This window comes from Veillonella ratti (genome assembly GCF_003992115.1).
In the GTDB taxonomy this organism is placed as follows: domain Bacteria; phylum Bacillota; class Negativicutes; order Veillonellales; family Veillonellaceae; genus Veillonella_A; species Veillonella_A ratti.
The window spans coordinates 38114-53577 of sequence record NZ_RQUX01000003.1; the positions used below are offsets into that span (position 1 = coordinate 38114).

Below are 15464 nucleotides of genomic sequence, written 5' to 3' on the forward strand. Positions count from 1 at the left end.
AAGGAGCGATACCAAGTGGACGTAAAATCAAATAATCCGCAATTACAGGTAGATGTGTCCGATGAGGTTCTATTGCAGATAGCTCATCATGCATTAACTTTAATTCCGGGCTATCATTCACTAAACAGTAATTTTTACACCGGTATGGTTGACGGCATTGCGCGCAATTTTGGTCAAAAACGCTTGCCCGGCATTAATGTAAAACATCGCAAAGAAGGCCTTGAGATCAATATATATATTAATGTCCTTTACGGCTATCCCTTGATGACAATGGCTACCCAAATTCGCCAACAAATTAACAAAGATTTAAAAGAATCCTTAGATCTGGATTCGGTGCGAATCGATGTACATTTTGAAAATATAATCGATCCTAATCAAGTAACAGAGGAGTTAAATAATGAAGCAAAATCGTAATCGCCGCCAAGCACGGCAGTATGCTTTCCAATCTTTATATGCCAAGGAATTTCATAAGACTGAAGATTCCGTAATTATGCCGGAAGAAGAATCCGGTAGTACCGGTGCCATGGATATTGCCTATGCAGAAGCGATTATTAACGGTGTAACGGCTAATCAGGAGATTTTAGATAATCTGTTACAGGCCCACTCGCCAAAACGCAAAATAGGACAATTAGGAGCAGTTGAGCGAAACGTATTGCGCTTAGCAGCTTGGGAACTTACTGTTTCCGCCGAAGCCATCGATCCTCGCATTATTATTAATGAAGCCGTACAATTGGCGAAAGATTTCGGTTCCGATAAAGGCTATAAATTTGTAAATGCCGTATTGGATGCCATTGCCAAAGAAAAAGGGTCTTCAAAAGCGGCACCTATATCCGAGGTGACTGAGTCTAGCGATGCTAAAACTAAGGAAGCTAAAACGTCCGATACTGCTTCAGACCTTAAGGCCTAAACGAGGCATATTATGAAAGTTTATTTAGGATTAGATACAAGTTGTTATACTACATCCTGTGCGTTGGTCAATGAATCGGGTGAATTAATTGGCCAAGCCAGAAAACTATTAGACGTAAAACCGGGCGAGCGTGGGCTGCAACAATCACAAATGGTGTTTCAGCATACCCGTGCCTTACCCGATTTAATTAAACAATTGCCGTCAGGTGTCCAACTAGCGGGCATTGGAGTCAGTGCGTTTCCGCGCCGTGAAAAGGATTCCTATATGCCTGCTTTTTTGGTGGGCCGAGGCATGGCAAAAAGCTTAGGTCATCTAAATGACGTTCCCGTCTATGAGTTTTCACATCAGGAAAATCATATTCTGGCCGCTTTACGTGTTTTAAACTGTGTGCCGGACGAACCGTTTTATGCGCTCCATGTATCGGGCGGCACAACGGAACTATTATATTGTGAACCGGCTGAAGAAACCTTTTTTACGGCCCGATTAATGAGCGGTGCCTTAGATTTACATGGCGGCCAATTTGTCGATCGTATCGGCGTTGCTCTAGACCTACCGTTTCCGGCGGGTCCGCATATGGAACGAATCGCCAAAACACTATGCGATGATCCCAAAGCACTAAAAAAGACAGTGAATCGCTTGGAATCTGAATCAAATGGTGATTTTAAAATGCTACCCGTATCGGTAAAAAACGGCGCCATCAGCTTTGGCGGCCCTTGCAGCGAAGCCGTGCGCCGTATTGAACGAGCTAACAACGGGCATATGCTTACCGAGGATTATAAAGCGCAGACGGCTTTAACCGTATTCCACTGCATGACTCGTTCACTGCAAAAAATGTTAACTTTTCATTGGGAACAACGCCCGGCCGGTACTTTAATTGCCGTAGGGGGCGTCATGGCCAACAGTTATTTACGCCAAGCCCTGGTTGATTTCGGTCAATCCCGCAAGGTTAAGGTCCTCTTTGCACCACCTGAATACAGTTCCGATAATGCCACCGGTGTGGCTTACGGAGCCGCTTTACTGGATGCTGAAAATAAATAGCAAATAAATAGGATTAAAGCTTTTTATAATAAGGAATAAAAGGTTCACAGGAGGAATTATATGGATGTTTTCTCCATTACCAAATTAAACAATCTAATAAAACGAGTGTTGGAGCGGGAATATGTACTGAAAAACTGTTATGTAGCCGGTACGATTGCCAATTTAAAACGCCACAGCACCGGTCATTACTATTTTTCACTAAAAGACGATGATGCCTCCGTCGATGTAGCCCTTTGGGCGGGAACGGCGCAGAAAAAAGGCTTCGTTGGTCAACTGGAAAACGGCCTCTTTGTAACCATGCGGGCTACTATTAATTTCTATGAAAAAACAGGCCGTTTAAGTCTCATCTGTAATGATATGGAAATCGGTCAGAAGAGCCCGTATCAACTTGCCTTCGAGGCGTTAAAGAAAGAATTGACAGCCCTCGGCTATTTTGACGAAAGCCATAAACAGCCATTGCCGGTTATGCCTACTACGATTGGCCTCGTTACATCCGAATCAGGTGCCGTGCTCCATGATATTTTGCATGTAGCTCGCCAGCGTAATCCGTTCGTACAGTTTAAACTCTTTGCCGTACCGGTGCAGGGTGATAAAGCCGGTCCCGTTATCGCGAAAGGGATTGAACGAGCTGATGCGGATACCGAGGTGGAACTCGTAATTGTAGGACGCGGCGGGGGATCCATGGAGGATTTATGGTGCTTCAACGACAGAGCCGTAGTAGAAGCTGTGTATAACTGTAAGACGCCTATTGTATCAGCGGTAGGCCACGAAACGGACTATACCCTTTGTGACTTTGCCGCCGACGTACGCGGTGCTACGCCCAGTCATGCAGCAGAGCTTACGGTCTATCCCGTAAGTTATCTTTTAGAGCAGTTAGAAGCGAAAGAAACATACTTGCATCAATACATGAAACAAATGATAGAAACAAAGAAACAAGAGTTGCAGGCTATTTTTAATCGCAAATTAGGCATTCCCGCTTTAACATTAATCCACCAAGAAAGTTCTAAACTCAGTGAGTTACAACATCGTTTAAGCGGTGCCGTGCAACAGGCTGTCGGCAAAAAGCAAAACGATTTGTTGCTCATGGGGCAGCAACTGGAATTATTGAATCCGTTGCATTTATTGTTGAAAGGGTATACTAAAATAGAACATGACGGTTCACCGATTCATTCCGTCACCGCCGTAAATGTAGGGGATACCGTGAATATTACTATGAACGACGGCTCATTAACAGCCAAGGTAGAGGAGATTATAACAAATGGCTAACACACTTAAGAATTACGAAAAAAAATATGCAGCCTTGGAAGAAATTGTACGCACCTTGGATGCTAATGAATTATCCGTTAACGACTTATTAACACAATATAAAAAAGGCCTTACACTCGTGAAAGAGTGCTCCGACATGCTGCAAAGTGTGGAAGGGGAAGTACGTCAAATTATTGAAGAAGTCCGCATCGGCAGTGAAGGTCAGAAATATTTTTTCTGAAATATGCAAAATATTTGCTTATTTACTCAATAATCTATGTATAAAATCTATAAAATGATGTATAATAACTATATTCAAACGAGTCAGTAAAACTGACTTTACAGGCCGTTCAGAGGCAGGAGGATATATGTTAAAAGAGTATTTAAAGGCGAGCAAAACATGGGTGGAAGATTATCTCAAAGAAGTGTTAAACTCGCCCAATACAGAATATGAGAAACTTTATGAATCCATGCGCTACAGTTTACTCATGGGCGGTAAACGGATTCGCCCGATTTTAACGAAAGCGGTTATGGAATCCTTCGGTGTTTCACCGGAACCGTATAAGGAAATTGTGTGTGCCATCGAATTAATTCACACCTATTCCTTAATTCATGACGATTTACCGGCCATGGACAATGACGATTACCGCCGCGGCAATCTGACAAACCATAAAGTATATGGTGACGGGCTCGCTGTTTTGGCAGGTGACGGCTTATTAACATATGCCTTTCAACTAATCTGTCAAAATAAAGCAGCCACACCGGAACAGCATCTTAAATGCGTGTTAGCCTTAGCCAAGGCAGCCGGACCGGAAGGTATGGTCGGGGGGCAGGCCTTCGATTTATTGTCGGAAGGACGCCACATTCCACTATCGGAACTGCAAGTGCTCCATCGCGGTAAAACAGGGGCCTTATTCTTGGCGGCTATCGAAATCGGTCTGATTCTCAGCCACGCTTCAGCAGATGTCCATAAAGCCTATATGACTTATGGCGATCAACTGGGCTTATTGTTCCAAATTACCGATGATATTCTCGATGTAACGGGCACCATTGAGGATTTAGGGAAAATGCCCGGTAGTGATGTAAAACAAGATAAATCCACCTATGTATCCGAATTAGGTGAAGCCGGGGCTCGCGCTAAAGCGGATGAAACCGCAGCAGCCGCTAAAAGTGCCTTGGCTTCGGTACCAAACAATACAACCATCTTGGAAGCATTAGTAGACTACCTTGTACATAGGACGAATTGATATGCAATTTTTAAATGAATTATTCGATAATTACATTGCGCTGAGTGCCTTTCTGGGTTGGTTTTCAGCACAAGCTTTAAAATTTGTCATCGTATTACTGCAGTATAGACGCTTCCAATGGGAACGCCTTATCGGATCTGGAGGGTTCCCCAGTTCTCATTCGTCGCTCGTAGTCGCTTTATCAACGGCTACCGCTTATATTCATGGCTTAACTTCAGATTTATCGGTAATCTGTATTACCTTTTCACTTATCGTCATGTATGACGCATCCGGCGTACGCCGTGAAGCAGGGCGACAGGCACAAATTTTAAACCAATTAATGGAACATTTCAAAAAGCGTAATATCCCGGTCTATCTGGATGACGGTCATGTGCTCAAAGAGCTCTTGGGACATACGCCTTTTGAAGTATTCGGCGGCGCCTTTTTAGGCTATGCCGTTGCCTCCATTATTTACTATAACTTTCTATAACTAAGATGCTTTAAGTGTACGAACTAAGGAGTTTTATGAGTACTAAAGAACGGTTAGACGTCTTATTGGTGAATCGCGGTCTTTTTGAAAGTCGTGAAAAAGCCAAAACAGCCATCATGGCCGGCCAAATTTTTATGGGCACTGTCTGTGTCGACAAAGCGGGTACCAAGGTGCCGATTGATGCGGATTTAAGCGTTAAAGGCAATACGTTACCTTATGTTAGTCGCGGCGGGTTAAAACTGGAAAAAGCGTTACAATTATATCCCATCGATTTAACTGATGCGGTTATGGTTGATATTGGCGCTTCTACGGGTGGTTTTACCGACTGTGCTCTTCAAAATGGGGCCGCCAAGGTCTTTGCTATTGATGTGGGCTATAACCAACTGGCTTGGTCACTACGGCAAGATAAACGCGTCATCAACATGGAAAAGCAAAATATACGAACCGTTACGCCGGAACAACTGGGGGAACTGGTTGATTTCATTTCCATTGATGTGGCGTTTATTTCACTGGATAAAGTACTGCCGGTAGCCGTAACGCTCCTTAAGGACACGGGCTCTTTAGTAGCTCTTATTAAACCGCAATTTGAAGCGGGTCGTGAAAAAGTGGGCAAGGGCGGTATTGTCCGTGACCCGGCTACGCACGGCGAAGTGCTGACACGCATTTTAAATGTAGCCGAAGAAGTGGGCTTACATCTTCATGGCGTAACCTATTCACCCATCAAGGGGACTGAAGGTAATATAGAATTTTTGGGATATTTTAAAAAGACGACGGACGGTGCCTTAGCGATTACGCCTGAATTGGTTGAATCAGTGGTAGCTGCCGCGCACGAACTGTAGGTGATGATATGCGAGTAGGATTTATTCCTAACATGGGGAAAGAGAATATTATTCCTATTTTGCAAGAGGCGAAGAGCCTTTGTGAAAAAAACGGCTTGGACGTATGGCTACCGGCCGATTTGGAGGAGTTTAACTTACCGGAACTATTAGGTGTTCCGACTAAGCAAGTATTGCCTAGACCTGAATTTTTTAAGCATCTTGATATGGCCTTCAGTTTCGGCGGTGACGGTACCTTAATTCACTTAGCCCGTCAAATTTATGAATATAATGTTCCCATTTGCGGTATCAATTTAGGGGAATTGGGCTTCTTAAATCAAATCGAATTAGCTGATATGGAAGACCGCATCAAGAAAATCGCCAACGGTGATTTTCGCGTGGAAAATCGTATCCATTTGGCTGCGGAAATCCGCACACCTCATGGCGTAAAAAAATTAACGCCGGTCATTAATGAAGTAGTTATTACTCATGAAAAGCCGGGCCGTATGGCGCGTATTAATTTAGCGATCAACGAAGGGTATACGCAGATGTATCCTGCCGACGGTTTAATCGTAGCTTGTTCTACAGGATCTACAGGCTATAACTTATCGGCCGGCGGTCCGATTATGGCACCGGACAACCATTCTATTATTGTTACACCGATTGCACCGCATCTACTGCAAAGTGTATCTTTGGTGTTAAAAGAAAGTGCCCGTATCGATTTAACGATGCCGAAACGTCAAGAGAAACTCCATATTTGTATCGACGGTACTTTCGATTATCAGTTTAGTAATGAAGACAGCCTTCACATCGAAGCCAGTGCGCTTTACAGTCGCTATGTGCGCTTCTATGACGTAAAATTCTTTGCTACCTTATTCCGCAAATTATCGGCACGAAGAGATGAGCTTTTATGATCAACTATAATCATGTTGTACAGTTCCAACACATTTTTTGGGATGAGCAACTTAAAAGTGCCAAAACAATCGTAGATGCTACGGCCGGTAATGGCCATGATTTGCTGTATCTGGCCCAACATTGTTTTCCCGGCAGCACCCTGTGGGGCATCGATAAACAGACAAAGGCCATCGAAGCTTCCACTAAGCGCCTACATACAGAATGTGCCCGCACAGATATAACGTATCACTTGGTACATGGTACGCATGAAGATATCTTAGCAACAGGCAATCCGGCAGCAGCCCAGAACGATGGGCATACGACGAATACTAAATATAATACCGCTATTACTAATATTGACTTACTTATTTTTAATTTAGGGTATTTACCGGGTAGTGATCATACCATGATGACAAAACCCGATTCAACTATACAAGCCATCAAGGGAGGCTTAAATTTATTAAATCCTAAAGGGCTCATCACTATCGTTACCTATCCTGGTACACCGGAAGGTGAGCGAGAAGACAAAGCAGTATGTGAGTTTATAAGTACTTTGCCACAAAAGTCATATGATGTAGCCACTTGGAAATTAGTAAACCAAGCAAACAAACCTCCCATTTTATATATTATTAAAGGACGGTGACCTATGAAACGTTACAGATATAATAAAATCAAAGAAATCGTACAATCTCGCTCTATTGAAACGCAGGAAGAATTGGCAGCCGCTTTAGCCGCGGAAGGTATTGAAGTTACGCAAGCTACGGTATCCCGCGATATTAAAGAATTAATGCTCATTAAAATTCCTACCGGTGACGGTCATTATCGTTATGCTTTATCGCCGGAAGAGAATGTACTCCTTATCGGTAATCGCATTAGTCGCCTGTTCCAGGAATCCATTACGCGTGTAGATTTCACCATGAATCAGATTGTATTGCATACCTTACCGGGTTCCGCTCAATCTGTGGCATTTGCCATTGACCACGCTAAATGGGCTGAGTTAATCGGCACCTTGGCCGGTGATGATACGATTTTATTAATTGCACGCTCCGTGGAAGACGTACAGCCGATTTTAAAACGTATTTCCGATCTTATGAAAGATTAATATGTAACTATTAAGCCTATGCGCCCTTATGCGTATAGGCTTAGTGATTATTAGCGGCATCATTTATGTTTGCCTCGTATAATTACTATTTATATTTGCTCCGGATGCTTATTATTTATATTTATCTCGTATAATTATTATTTACGTTTTATTACCTGTAAAGGGATTAAGGACTTGTAATCTATGCTCACACAAATGGGAATTCGTAATTTTGCCTTAATTGAACAGATGAATTTACAATTTTCGGACGGCATTACCATCTTTACCGGTGAAACCGGTGCCGGCAAATCTATCCTTATGGATGCCTTCAGTATTCTGTTGGGCGAGCGGGCCAGCAGTGATTTTATCCGCCACGGCAAGGATGCCTTTGTCATTGAAGGTGTCTTCGATGTAACTGACGATACGGAACTGTTAGATCTTTTAACGTCTAAAAATATTCTCGTGGAAGAAAATCAGCTCATTTTATCGCGCTCGTTTAACCGTCAAGGAAAATCTACTATTTTGGCTAATGACCAGGCAATCCCACTTAAAGCACTACGTGAAATCGGCCTTTATTTAGCGGATATTCACGGCCAATATAGCAATCAGCTCTTGTTGAATCCTGATGTGCATCATAAATATTTAGATGAATGCACCAAGGAAGGGCAAAATGCCTTTGACACTTATGTAAAAGCCTACAAGAGCTACAAAACAGCAAAATCACAACTAGACGGCTTGGAAGCCATGGCTGCGGAACGAGCCAGAGAACTGGATATGCTTCGCTTTCAAATTGATGAAATTGAAGAAGCACAACTGAAACCGGGGGAAGACGAAGCCTTAGCGGCGGAACTTAAGCGATTAGACAGCTTTGAACATCTGGATAAAGTATTAGGCGCTTGTTATAATGCCTTCTACAATGATCGACATGCCATCTTGGAAGCGGTCAACAGCATTAAATCGGAAGTACAGGATTTGGTTCGTTATGACGAGGAACTCAAAGACTTATCCGAATTAATCAATTCTGCCTATTTTCAATTAGAAGAAGCGGCGCAAGGGCTTGATCGCTATCGGGATTCCATTTCCTATGATGAAGAGCGGTACGCCTATTGTCAGGAACGAGATTCCTTAATTTACGGTTTAAAACGCAAATATGGGGAAACCATTGAAGAGGTTTTAGAATTTGAAAACAAAGCGCAAGCCCGATTGGAAGAATTGGAAGCCCAGAGCTATGCTAAAGAAGATTTAGAAAAAGCCGTTCAACAAGCCGAAGCCGATGCAAGAACTAAATTAGCTGCCCTTACTGCGATTCGTGATACAAACAGTGCCATAATTGCCGAACAATTACAAAAGCAGTTAAAAGACTTAGGGATGAGTAAAGCTAAACTTCAGTTTGTCATTGAAAAAAGCGACGAACTATTACCGTTAGGGGCTAAACGTATCGAACTATTATTCAATGCCAATGCAGGGGAGGACCTATTGCCGCTCCACAAAGTGGCCTCCGGCGGTGAAATCTCGCGTATTGCTTTGGCTTTTAAAACGGTATTTAATACCAAAACATTCAAGACTTTGGTATTCGATGAAATCGACGTTGGTATTAGCGGCGATATTGCCTTACAGGTAGCGGCTAAAATCCAACAACTCAGCAACAGCACTCAAGTATTTTGTATAACTCATTTGCCACAAACCGCAAGTATTGCCAAGCATCATTACCATCTGTCCAAGCAGGAAGTGGATGGACGCACCGTATCAAGCCTTACCGAGCTTAGCGAGGAAGAACATGTGGAACAAATTGCCCGCATGATGTCCGGTCAAAACTTCTCTCATACGGCTCTTGCTACGGCGAAAGAAATGATTGAACATTTTAAAAATAAGCATTAATAGCTTTACCTCGGTTATAGTTATAACTATGTATACAGAATACGATTTGACGCCATCAGAAAATAAATGTATACTATTGGTAATCACTTTTGAATTTTGAATTAAATATGCGGAGATAGAGGCGCGATGCTTAAGAGTACTTGTAAGGAGCCCGGCAAGGCTGTGAGATATAAAGAAAGGGAGAATCGCCGAAGTTTGTTTGTGCCGACAAACATAGCTGGTTGTGCATTGAATAAGTGTATGACTGTCATCATTTGATGGAGTGCTAGCTCATTGTTCTGACTATCATAGTTTTGTTATATTCATATGATAAAGCGCATAGTCGTTCAGGTATCCATACCAAGATCAGTGGCAGCTATCCGCTGGTCTTTTTTTTGGGAGGAATGAACATGATTACAGTAATGGTATGTGGTGCGACCGGCAAAATGGGTCGCGAAGTCGTAAAAGCTGTTCATAATGATCCGGACTTACAGTTTATCGGTGGTATCGACCCTAAACAGGCCGGAGAAGATGCCGGTACAGCTGCCGGTATCGAATCATTGGGGCTGCCTTTATACGAAAGCTTAACAGCCGCTTTAAGCTCTAAAAAGCCGGATGTTATCGTTGATTTTACCAGTCCCGCCATTATTTTTGAAAACGCTAAAACTGTTTTAGGCGCCGGAGTTCACATGGTAATCGGAACTACCGGTCTTACCGCTGAACAGCGTGATGAATTAGCGGCCATCGGTAAAGCCAATAATGCTAATTGCTTAGTGGCACCTAACTTTTCACTGGGCGCTGTTATGATGATGAAAACAGCAGCCGATTTGGCACCCTATTTCCCGAATGTAGAAATTATTGAATTGCATCACAATCACAAATATGATGCTCCGTCAGGAACGGCCGTATTAACAGCCAAGCTTATTAATGAAGCTAAACAGGCAGCCGGTGCGGTAGGGGCTGAAGATTTAACTCGTGAAAGTTTACCCGGCGCTCGCGGTGCCAAGGTGGATGACGTAACGATTCACAGCGTTCGCTTACCGGGTTATGTGGCTCATCAGGAAGTTTTATTTGGGGGTTATGATGAAACACTGACGATTCGCCACGATTCACTCAGCCGTTTATCCTTCATGCCGGGCGTAGTTTTAGCTTGTAAGAAGATTGCTGAAAAACCGGGCCTTACTTACGGTCTGGAACATTACTTATAATTTTAAAGATAAGGTATGATTAAGGTATTTAAAAGCCCTTCGCCATACTATTGCTACAATATTTATTTTTATTAAATTGGGAGAGATACACATGAGAAAACCAAATGTTGCTATTTTAGGTGCTACCGGCGCGGTAGGGCAAGAATTTATTAAATTAATCGAAGAACGCCAATTTCCGTTTGAAAACCTTAAATTATTGGCATCCGCTCGTTCAGCCGGCACGGAATTAACAGTATGCGGTAAAACTTATGTGGTAGAAGAAGCTACCGCCGATTCTTTTGAAAACGTTGATATTGCTTTATTCGCAGGTGGCTCCATATCCAAAACATTGGCACCGGAAGCGGTAAAACGCGGTGCTATTGTTATCGATAACTCCAGCACCTTCCGAATGGATCCGAACGTACCACTCGTAGTACCCGAAGTAAATCCTGAAGATATCGATACTCATCAAGGAATTATCGCCAATCCGAACTGCTCTACCATTATTATGGCTTTAGGGCTTAAACCGCTCCACGATTTATCGCCGATTAAACGTGTTGTCGTAAGTACATACCAGGCCGTATCCGGCGCCGGTAAGGAAGGCATTGACGAATTGGATAATCAGGTAAGTGCCCACATTCAAGGGAAACCGATGGAAGCCCATATCTTACCTAGTGCTTCCGCGCCTAAACATTATCCAATCGCTTTTAATGTAATTCCGCAAATTGATGTTTTCTTGGACAACGATTATACTAAAGAAGAAATGAAAATGGTCAATGAAACGCAGAAGATTTTGCATGATGATTCCATCCAAGTCGTTCCGACCACAGTTCGTATTCCGGTATATCGTTCCCATTCCGAATCTGTTTTGGTAGAAACCGAAGCGCCTGTAAGTGTTGCTGATTTTAAAGCTGCCTGTGAAAAATTCCCGGGCCTTGTGGTTAATGACAATCCACAAGAACAAGCGTATCCGATGCCGCTTTACACATCCGGTAAGGATGATTGTGAAATCGGCCGTATTCGCAAAGATTTATACAACGATAAAGGCATGAATTTCTGGATTGCCGGCGATCAAATCCGCAAAGGGGCTGCCTTAAATGCCTTGCAGATTGCCGAGTATTTGGTGGAACACCAATCATTTTAAAGAATAGTTTTAGAGGAGGTTATTATGAAAACCTTAGGTCGCGTATTAACAGCTATGATTACACCGTTTAACGCGGATGGTTCAGTAGATTTTGAAGGAGCGCTCACATTAGCCAAGCATTTACTAAACAATGGATCTGATGGTCTTATTGTGTGTGGCACTACGGGAGAAAGTCCCACAATTGATAATGAGGACAAACTTAAGCTATTTGAATTAATCGCGCGCGAGTGTGGTCATTTAGGTTCCATCGTGGCCAATACAGGTTCCAATAATACCCAACGTACAATAGAATTGACCAAGGCGGCTTCTAAAACAGGCGTAAATGCCGTAATGGGGGTAGTACCTTATTACAATAAACCAAATCAACGCGGTTTATTTGAACATTTCAAAGCTATGGCTGAAGCTACTGATTTACCGGTCATCGTATACAATGTTCCGGGCCGTACAGGCGGCAAAATCATGCCGGCTACTATAGCTAAATTGCGTGAAGTTTGCCCAAATATTGCCGCTGTTAAAGAAGCGAGTGGTGATATTAATGTAGCGGCTGAAATTTATCATTTATTACCGGAAGATTTCATGATTTACAGTGGTGATGATGGTTTAACTTTACCGATGCTCGCTGTAGGCGGTTGCGGCGTTATTTCTGTAGCGGCTCATGTAGTGGGCAAGGAAATGAATGAAATGATTCAGGCCTATGAAGCAGGGGATGTGACTAAAGCCAAACAAATCAATAAAGACTTATTCCCTATATTCAAAGCCATGTTTGTAACAACTAATCCGATTCCTGTAAAATACGCAGTTCGTCAATTAGGTTTACCGGCCGGTCCGTTCCACTTGCCGTTATGTGAACCGTCAGACGAAGAAGCAGTCGTAATTGATGCTGCTATTAAACCATATATTAAATAAGCCAAGCACTGCATTACAACAACAATAATAAAGAAGAAATTTATAAAAATAAAAAACGAACACTTGTTTCTTAAGCCAAAATTCGGGCAGACAAACAAGTGTTCGTTTTATTTTATTTAATTGAAAATATAAATGACAGACTGACTATTAAATGTGATCACGAATTAAACCGATAACTTTACCCTCGATAGTACAGGAATCTGTATAAATGGGTTCAAACTCACTGTTTTCAGGCTGTAAACGAATTCGATTGGCTTCACGATAGAAGCGTTTAACTGTTGCTTCGTCATCAATACGGGCTACTACAATATCACCGTTATTAGCGGTTTGTTGATTACGAACGATGAGTAAGTCACCTTCATACATGCCGATATCACGCATCGACTCACCGCGTACACGAAGGAGGAAACATTCGGAATTACCAATTAAGGATAAAGGAAGCGGAATAGTAGCTTCCTGGTTCTGAATAGCCGTTACCGGTGTACCGGCTTGAACCGTACCGATTAAAGGAACATTACGTAAACGAGCCTGGAGCATTTCAAATGTTTCGGAAGAGGTAACCTGTTTATCAGCAGACACCTCTACTTTAGGCGCCATTTTAGGCTTAAGACCAACAACTGTAATAGAGCGGTTCTTATTTACATCACGGGTAATATAGCCAAAACGTTCTAAAGTATTAAGATGGCTCTGAACCGTAGAAGTAGAGCTCAATCCCATATACTCACAAATTTCACGAACACTGGGGCAGCGAAATTTAGTTTCTAAACACATGGTAATATAGTCCAAAATTTTCTTTTGTTTTGAGTTAATATCGGTAGCAGGTCGTCTCACGGCTATAACCTCACAATCTAAAATACTTAAAATCTGTCATTAACTAAATAGTCATATATTATGAAATGTAATTTATAAAAATTGGCGTACATAAACTATCTCAATGTTATTATAGAACGTATTAACAAATATTGTCAAATAAAAGTTCGATTTTCAGCTTGACCGAACATTTATTCGTGTGATATACTAAGCGTGTAAACAAACATATATACCGTTAGTAATGTTCGTTTAAATACTATTTAGAAAGCATAGTTCAATGGGGTGATTGTTATGAAACGCGATTTTTTAATTGTTTTCAGTATGTTCTTAACCTTAACTGTAGGTTATTTTATGAATACGCCAAGCATTGAGTTAGATACACATAATGTACGCACCGTAACCGTAAAAGCCGGTGATACTGTTTGGGGCATTGCTTCCCAATATGCCAATGATCATATAGATATCCGTGAAATGGTTCACGCTGTAAGTACGTTAAATAAAATAGACGAAACTGCCAGTTTAGAACCGGGTCGTACGCTCAAAATACCTACTGTAAAAACACAGAACGATAAAGTATTCAGTGAATACGTAGCTCAAAATGAATAATTTGTTCGATTTTTAATCTCGAACAAATCATTCAAAGTTACTAATTATGTTGACAATTTAATATACATATAAAAAAGAGCTTCCCAGCGGCTGGGAAGCTCTTTTTATTCGAGTTAAATTAATATCCTCCACACAAAATAGGATAAATTCATCCTATTTTTGTGCTATAGATCTTATTTACGTTTATTACCAAATATCGTACTAATAGGATTATCCACAAATTTATTGGCTTCGTTGATATAGCGACGTACCATATTAACGCTATGATGACGTGTTTGACGCATAATGTTACGTTCTTCAACACCAAATGAAGCTGCGGTCGTAGCAAAACCGTGACGCAAACTGTGCGCGCCATACATTGCCGGGTCTAAACCTATAAGTTCAACATATTTCTTTACAATCTCCGCAATGCTTTTATCACTCAAAGCCGTCTTGCGAATGTCCATTTTCTTCGTAAAACCTCTGAAAATTGGGCCACTTTTAATACCAGTATACCGGAGCCACGCCTTAACGGCCCTTACAGCGCAAAATTCGGCGTATTCGATATAAGGGATGGCTACAACCGCACCTTGACCTTCCTGGTCAGCTTTTGACGAGCGTACAAAGATTTCTAGCCCTTGAGGTGAAAATGTTAAATCTTCCACCATTAAGGCACTGATTTCACTACGTCGAAAAGCGCCCATAAAGCCGATTAGAAGAATAGCTTTATCTCTAAGCAGTTGTATTTCCGGTAAGTTAAGCGATTCCATCTCCTTAAAAATATCCTCCAAATCTTCTAAAAGGATAGGGGTTTTACCTTGCTGATACGTTCCTTTAAGTCGACGAATACCACGCAAAGCGGAACTTACTAAGGATGACTTACAAGGATTATCGGCTAAGCCGGCAGCATTGAAGTTTTCAGAAATAGCACTGATACGCCTTGATATGGTATTTGCTTTAGCGTGATCGGCTAAATCGTTAATATAGTTAACAATAGTTTCCGGTGAAGCCGGGAAAAAATCAACATGACGGGATTCACACCAATAGACGAAATCATCCCAGTCGGATTCATAAGCATCAACAGTATTATCTGATTTAGAAGACAAAATGCTTAATTTAGCTTTATCAGAGAGTTTGCTGCTGGCCATGAGTATTTCATTGTCACGTAGATAAAAATGTTTGTTAGATGGCATATAGAAGACTCCTTAAAGTGGCTAAAACACAGATTAGGGCTGGATTAGGGCTATTTTTATATAAAAAATTACTTCCGATAATATAT

At 41.9% G+C, this 15464-nt stretch carries 18 protein-coding genes and 1 riboswitch; of the genes, 16 read left to right on the forward strand and 2 right to left on the reverse strand.

The window, feature by feature from the left end; translation table 11 throughout:
• Window positions 1–15 precede the first annotated feature (15 nt).
• The 15 genes from EO124_RS01890 to dapA all read left to right on the forward strand — a co-directional run bounded on the left by EO124_RS01890 (window position 16) and on the right by dapA (window position 12790).
• Complete coding sequence (locus tag EO124_RS01890) at window positions 16–414, forward strand: Asp23/Gls24 family envelope stress response protein (protein WP_021841846.1); 399 nt, start codon at window positions 16–18, stop codon at window positions 412–414.
• Window positions 398–907 carry a transcription antitermination factor NusB gene (gene nusB, locus EO124_RS01895; RefSeq protein ID WP_127058103.1) on the forward strand — a complete coding sequence of 170 codons (510 nt, stop codon included), beginning with the start codon at window positions 398–400 and terminating at the stop codon, window positions 905–907. The genes EO124_RS01890 and nusB overlap by 17 nt, the downstream gene beginning before the upstream one ends.
• Before the next feature lie 12 nt (window positions 908–919).
• Window positions 920–1945, forward strand: a complete 1026-nt coding sequence (locus tag EO124_RS01900) for a tRNA (adenosine(37)-N6)-threonylcarbamoyltransferase complex transferase subunit TsaD (RefSeq protein WP_241230646.1) — start codon at window positions 920–922, stop codon at window positions 1943–1945.
• A 60-nt stretch (window positions 1946–2005) separates the two neighbouring features.
• Window positions 2006–3211: an exodeoxyribonuclease VII large subunit gene (xseA, locus tag EO124_RS01905; RefSeq protein WP_127058105.1), complete on the forward strand. Its 1206-nt coding sequence runs from the start codon at window positions 2006–2008 to the stop codon at window positions 3209–3211.
• Window positions 3204–3431, forward strand: coding sequence for an exodeoxyribonuclease VII small subunit (xseB, locus tag EO124_RS01910; protein ID WP_127058106.1), 228 nt, complete (start codon window positions 3204–3206; stop codon window positions 3429–3431). The genes xseA and xseB overlap by 8 nt, the downstream gene beginning before the upstream one ends.
• A 127-nt stretch (window positions 3432–3558) precedes the next feature.
• Entirely contained in the window at window positions 3559–4437 is an 879-nt protein-coding gene (locus tag EO124_RS01915) for a polyprenyl synthetase family protein (RefSeq protein WP_127058107.1), read from the forward strand.
• Window position 4438: 1 nt separating this feature from the next.
• The gene (locus EO124_RS01920) at window positions 4439–4906 is read left to right on the forward strand and encodes a divergent PAP2 family protein (RefSeq protein WP_127058108.1); all 468 of its coding nucleotides are present in this window, start codon (window positions 4439–4441) and stop codon (window positions 4904–4906) included.
• A 35-nt stretch (window positions 4907–4941) separates the two neighbouring features.
• On the forward strand, window positions 4942–5745 hold the full coding sequence (locus EO124_RS01925) for a TlyA family RNA methyltransferase (protein ID WP_127058109.1): 804 nt from the start codon (window positions 4942–4944) through the stop codon (window positions 5743–5745).
• An 8-nt stretch (window positions 5746–5753) separates the two neighbouring features.
• Window positions 5754–6635 (forward strand): NAD(+)/NADH kinase, encoded by an 882-nt coding sequence (locus EO124_RS01930; RefSeq protein WP_127058110.1) that lies wholly within the window; start codon window positions 5754–5756, stop codon window positions 6633–6635.
• Window positions 6632–7258, forward strand: a complete 627-nt coding sequence (mnmM, locus tag EO124_RS01935) for a tRNA 5-(aminomethyl)-2-thiouridylate-methyltransferase MnmM (protein ID WP_127058111.1) — start codon at window positions 6632–6634, stop codon at window positions 7256–7258. The genes EO124_RS01930 and mnmM overlap by 4 nt, the downstream gene beginning before the upstream one ends.
• A gap of 3 nt (window positions 7259–7261) precedes the next feature.
• Window positions 7262–7717 carry an arginine repressor gene (argR, locus tag EO124_RS01940; protein ID WP_021841836.1) on the forward strand — a complete coding sequence of 152 codons (456 nt, stop codon included), beginning with the start codon at window positions 7262–7264 and terminating at the stop codon, window positions 7715–7717.
• Between the two features lie 183 nt (window positions 7718–7900).
• Complete coding sequence (recN, locus tag EO124_RS01945; protein WP_127058112.1) at window positions 7901–9574, forward strand: DNA repair protein RecN; 1674 nt, start codon at window positions 7901–7903, stop codon at window positions 9572–9574.
• Between the two features lie 108 nt (window positions 9575–9682).
• Window positions 9683–9850, forward strand: a riboswitch (Lysine riboswitch).
• Window positions 9851–9963: 113 nt separating this feature from the next.
• Window positions 9964–10761, forward strand: coding sequence for a 4-hydroxy-tetrahydrodipicolinate reductase (gene dapB, locus EO124_RS01950; RefSeq protein ID WP_127058113.1), 798 nt, complete (start codon window positions 9964–9966; stop codon window positions 10759–10761).
• A gap of 91 nt (window positions 10762–10852) precedes the next feature.
• Window positions 10853–11884 carry an aspartate-semialdehyde dehydrogenase gene (locus EO124_RS01955; RefSeq protein ID WP_127058114.1) on the forward strand — a complete coding sequence of 344 codons (1032 nt, stop codon included), beginning with the start codon at window positions 10853–10855 and terminating at the stop codon, window positions 11882–11884.
• A gap of 24 nt (window positions 11885–11908) precedes the next feature.
• Window positions 11909–12790, forward strand: a complete 882-nt coding sequence (gene dapA, locus EO124_RS01960; RefSeq protein ID WP_127058115.1) for a 4-hydroxy-tetrahydrodipicolinate synthase — start codon at window positions 11909–11911, stop codon at window positions 12788–12790.
• A gap of 147 nt (window positions 12791–12937) precedes the next feature.
• Here the strand turns inward: dapA and lexA are convergent, their stop codons facing one another.
• Complete coding sequence (lexA, locus tag EO124_RS01965) at window positions 12938–13621, reverse strand: transcriptional repressor LexA (RefSeq protein WP_021841831.1); 684 nt, start codon at window positions 13619–13621, stop codon at window positions 12938–12940.
• A gap of 270 nt (window positions 13622–13891) precedes the next feature.
• Here lexA and EO124_RS01970 point away from each other — a divergent pair, with 270 nt between their 5' ends.
• The gene (locus EO124_RS01970; RefSeq protein ID WP_127058116.1) at window positions 13892–14206 is read left to right on the forward strand and encodes a LysM peptidoglycan-binding domain-containing protein; all 315 of its coding nucleotides are present in this window, start codon (window positions 13892–13894) and stop codon (window positions 14204–14206) included.
• Between the two features lie 173 nt (window positions 14207–14379).
• On the opposite strand, the gene EO124_RS01975 is transcribed toward EO124_RS01970, so the two are convergent.
• Complete coding sequence (locus EO124_RS01975; protein WP_127058117.1) at window positions 14380–15378, reverse strand: site-specific integrase; 999 nt, start codon at window positions 15376–15378, stop codon at window positions 14380–14382.
• Between the last annotated feature and the right edge of the window lie 86 nt (window positions 15379–15464).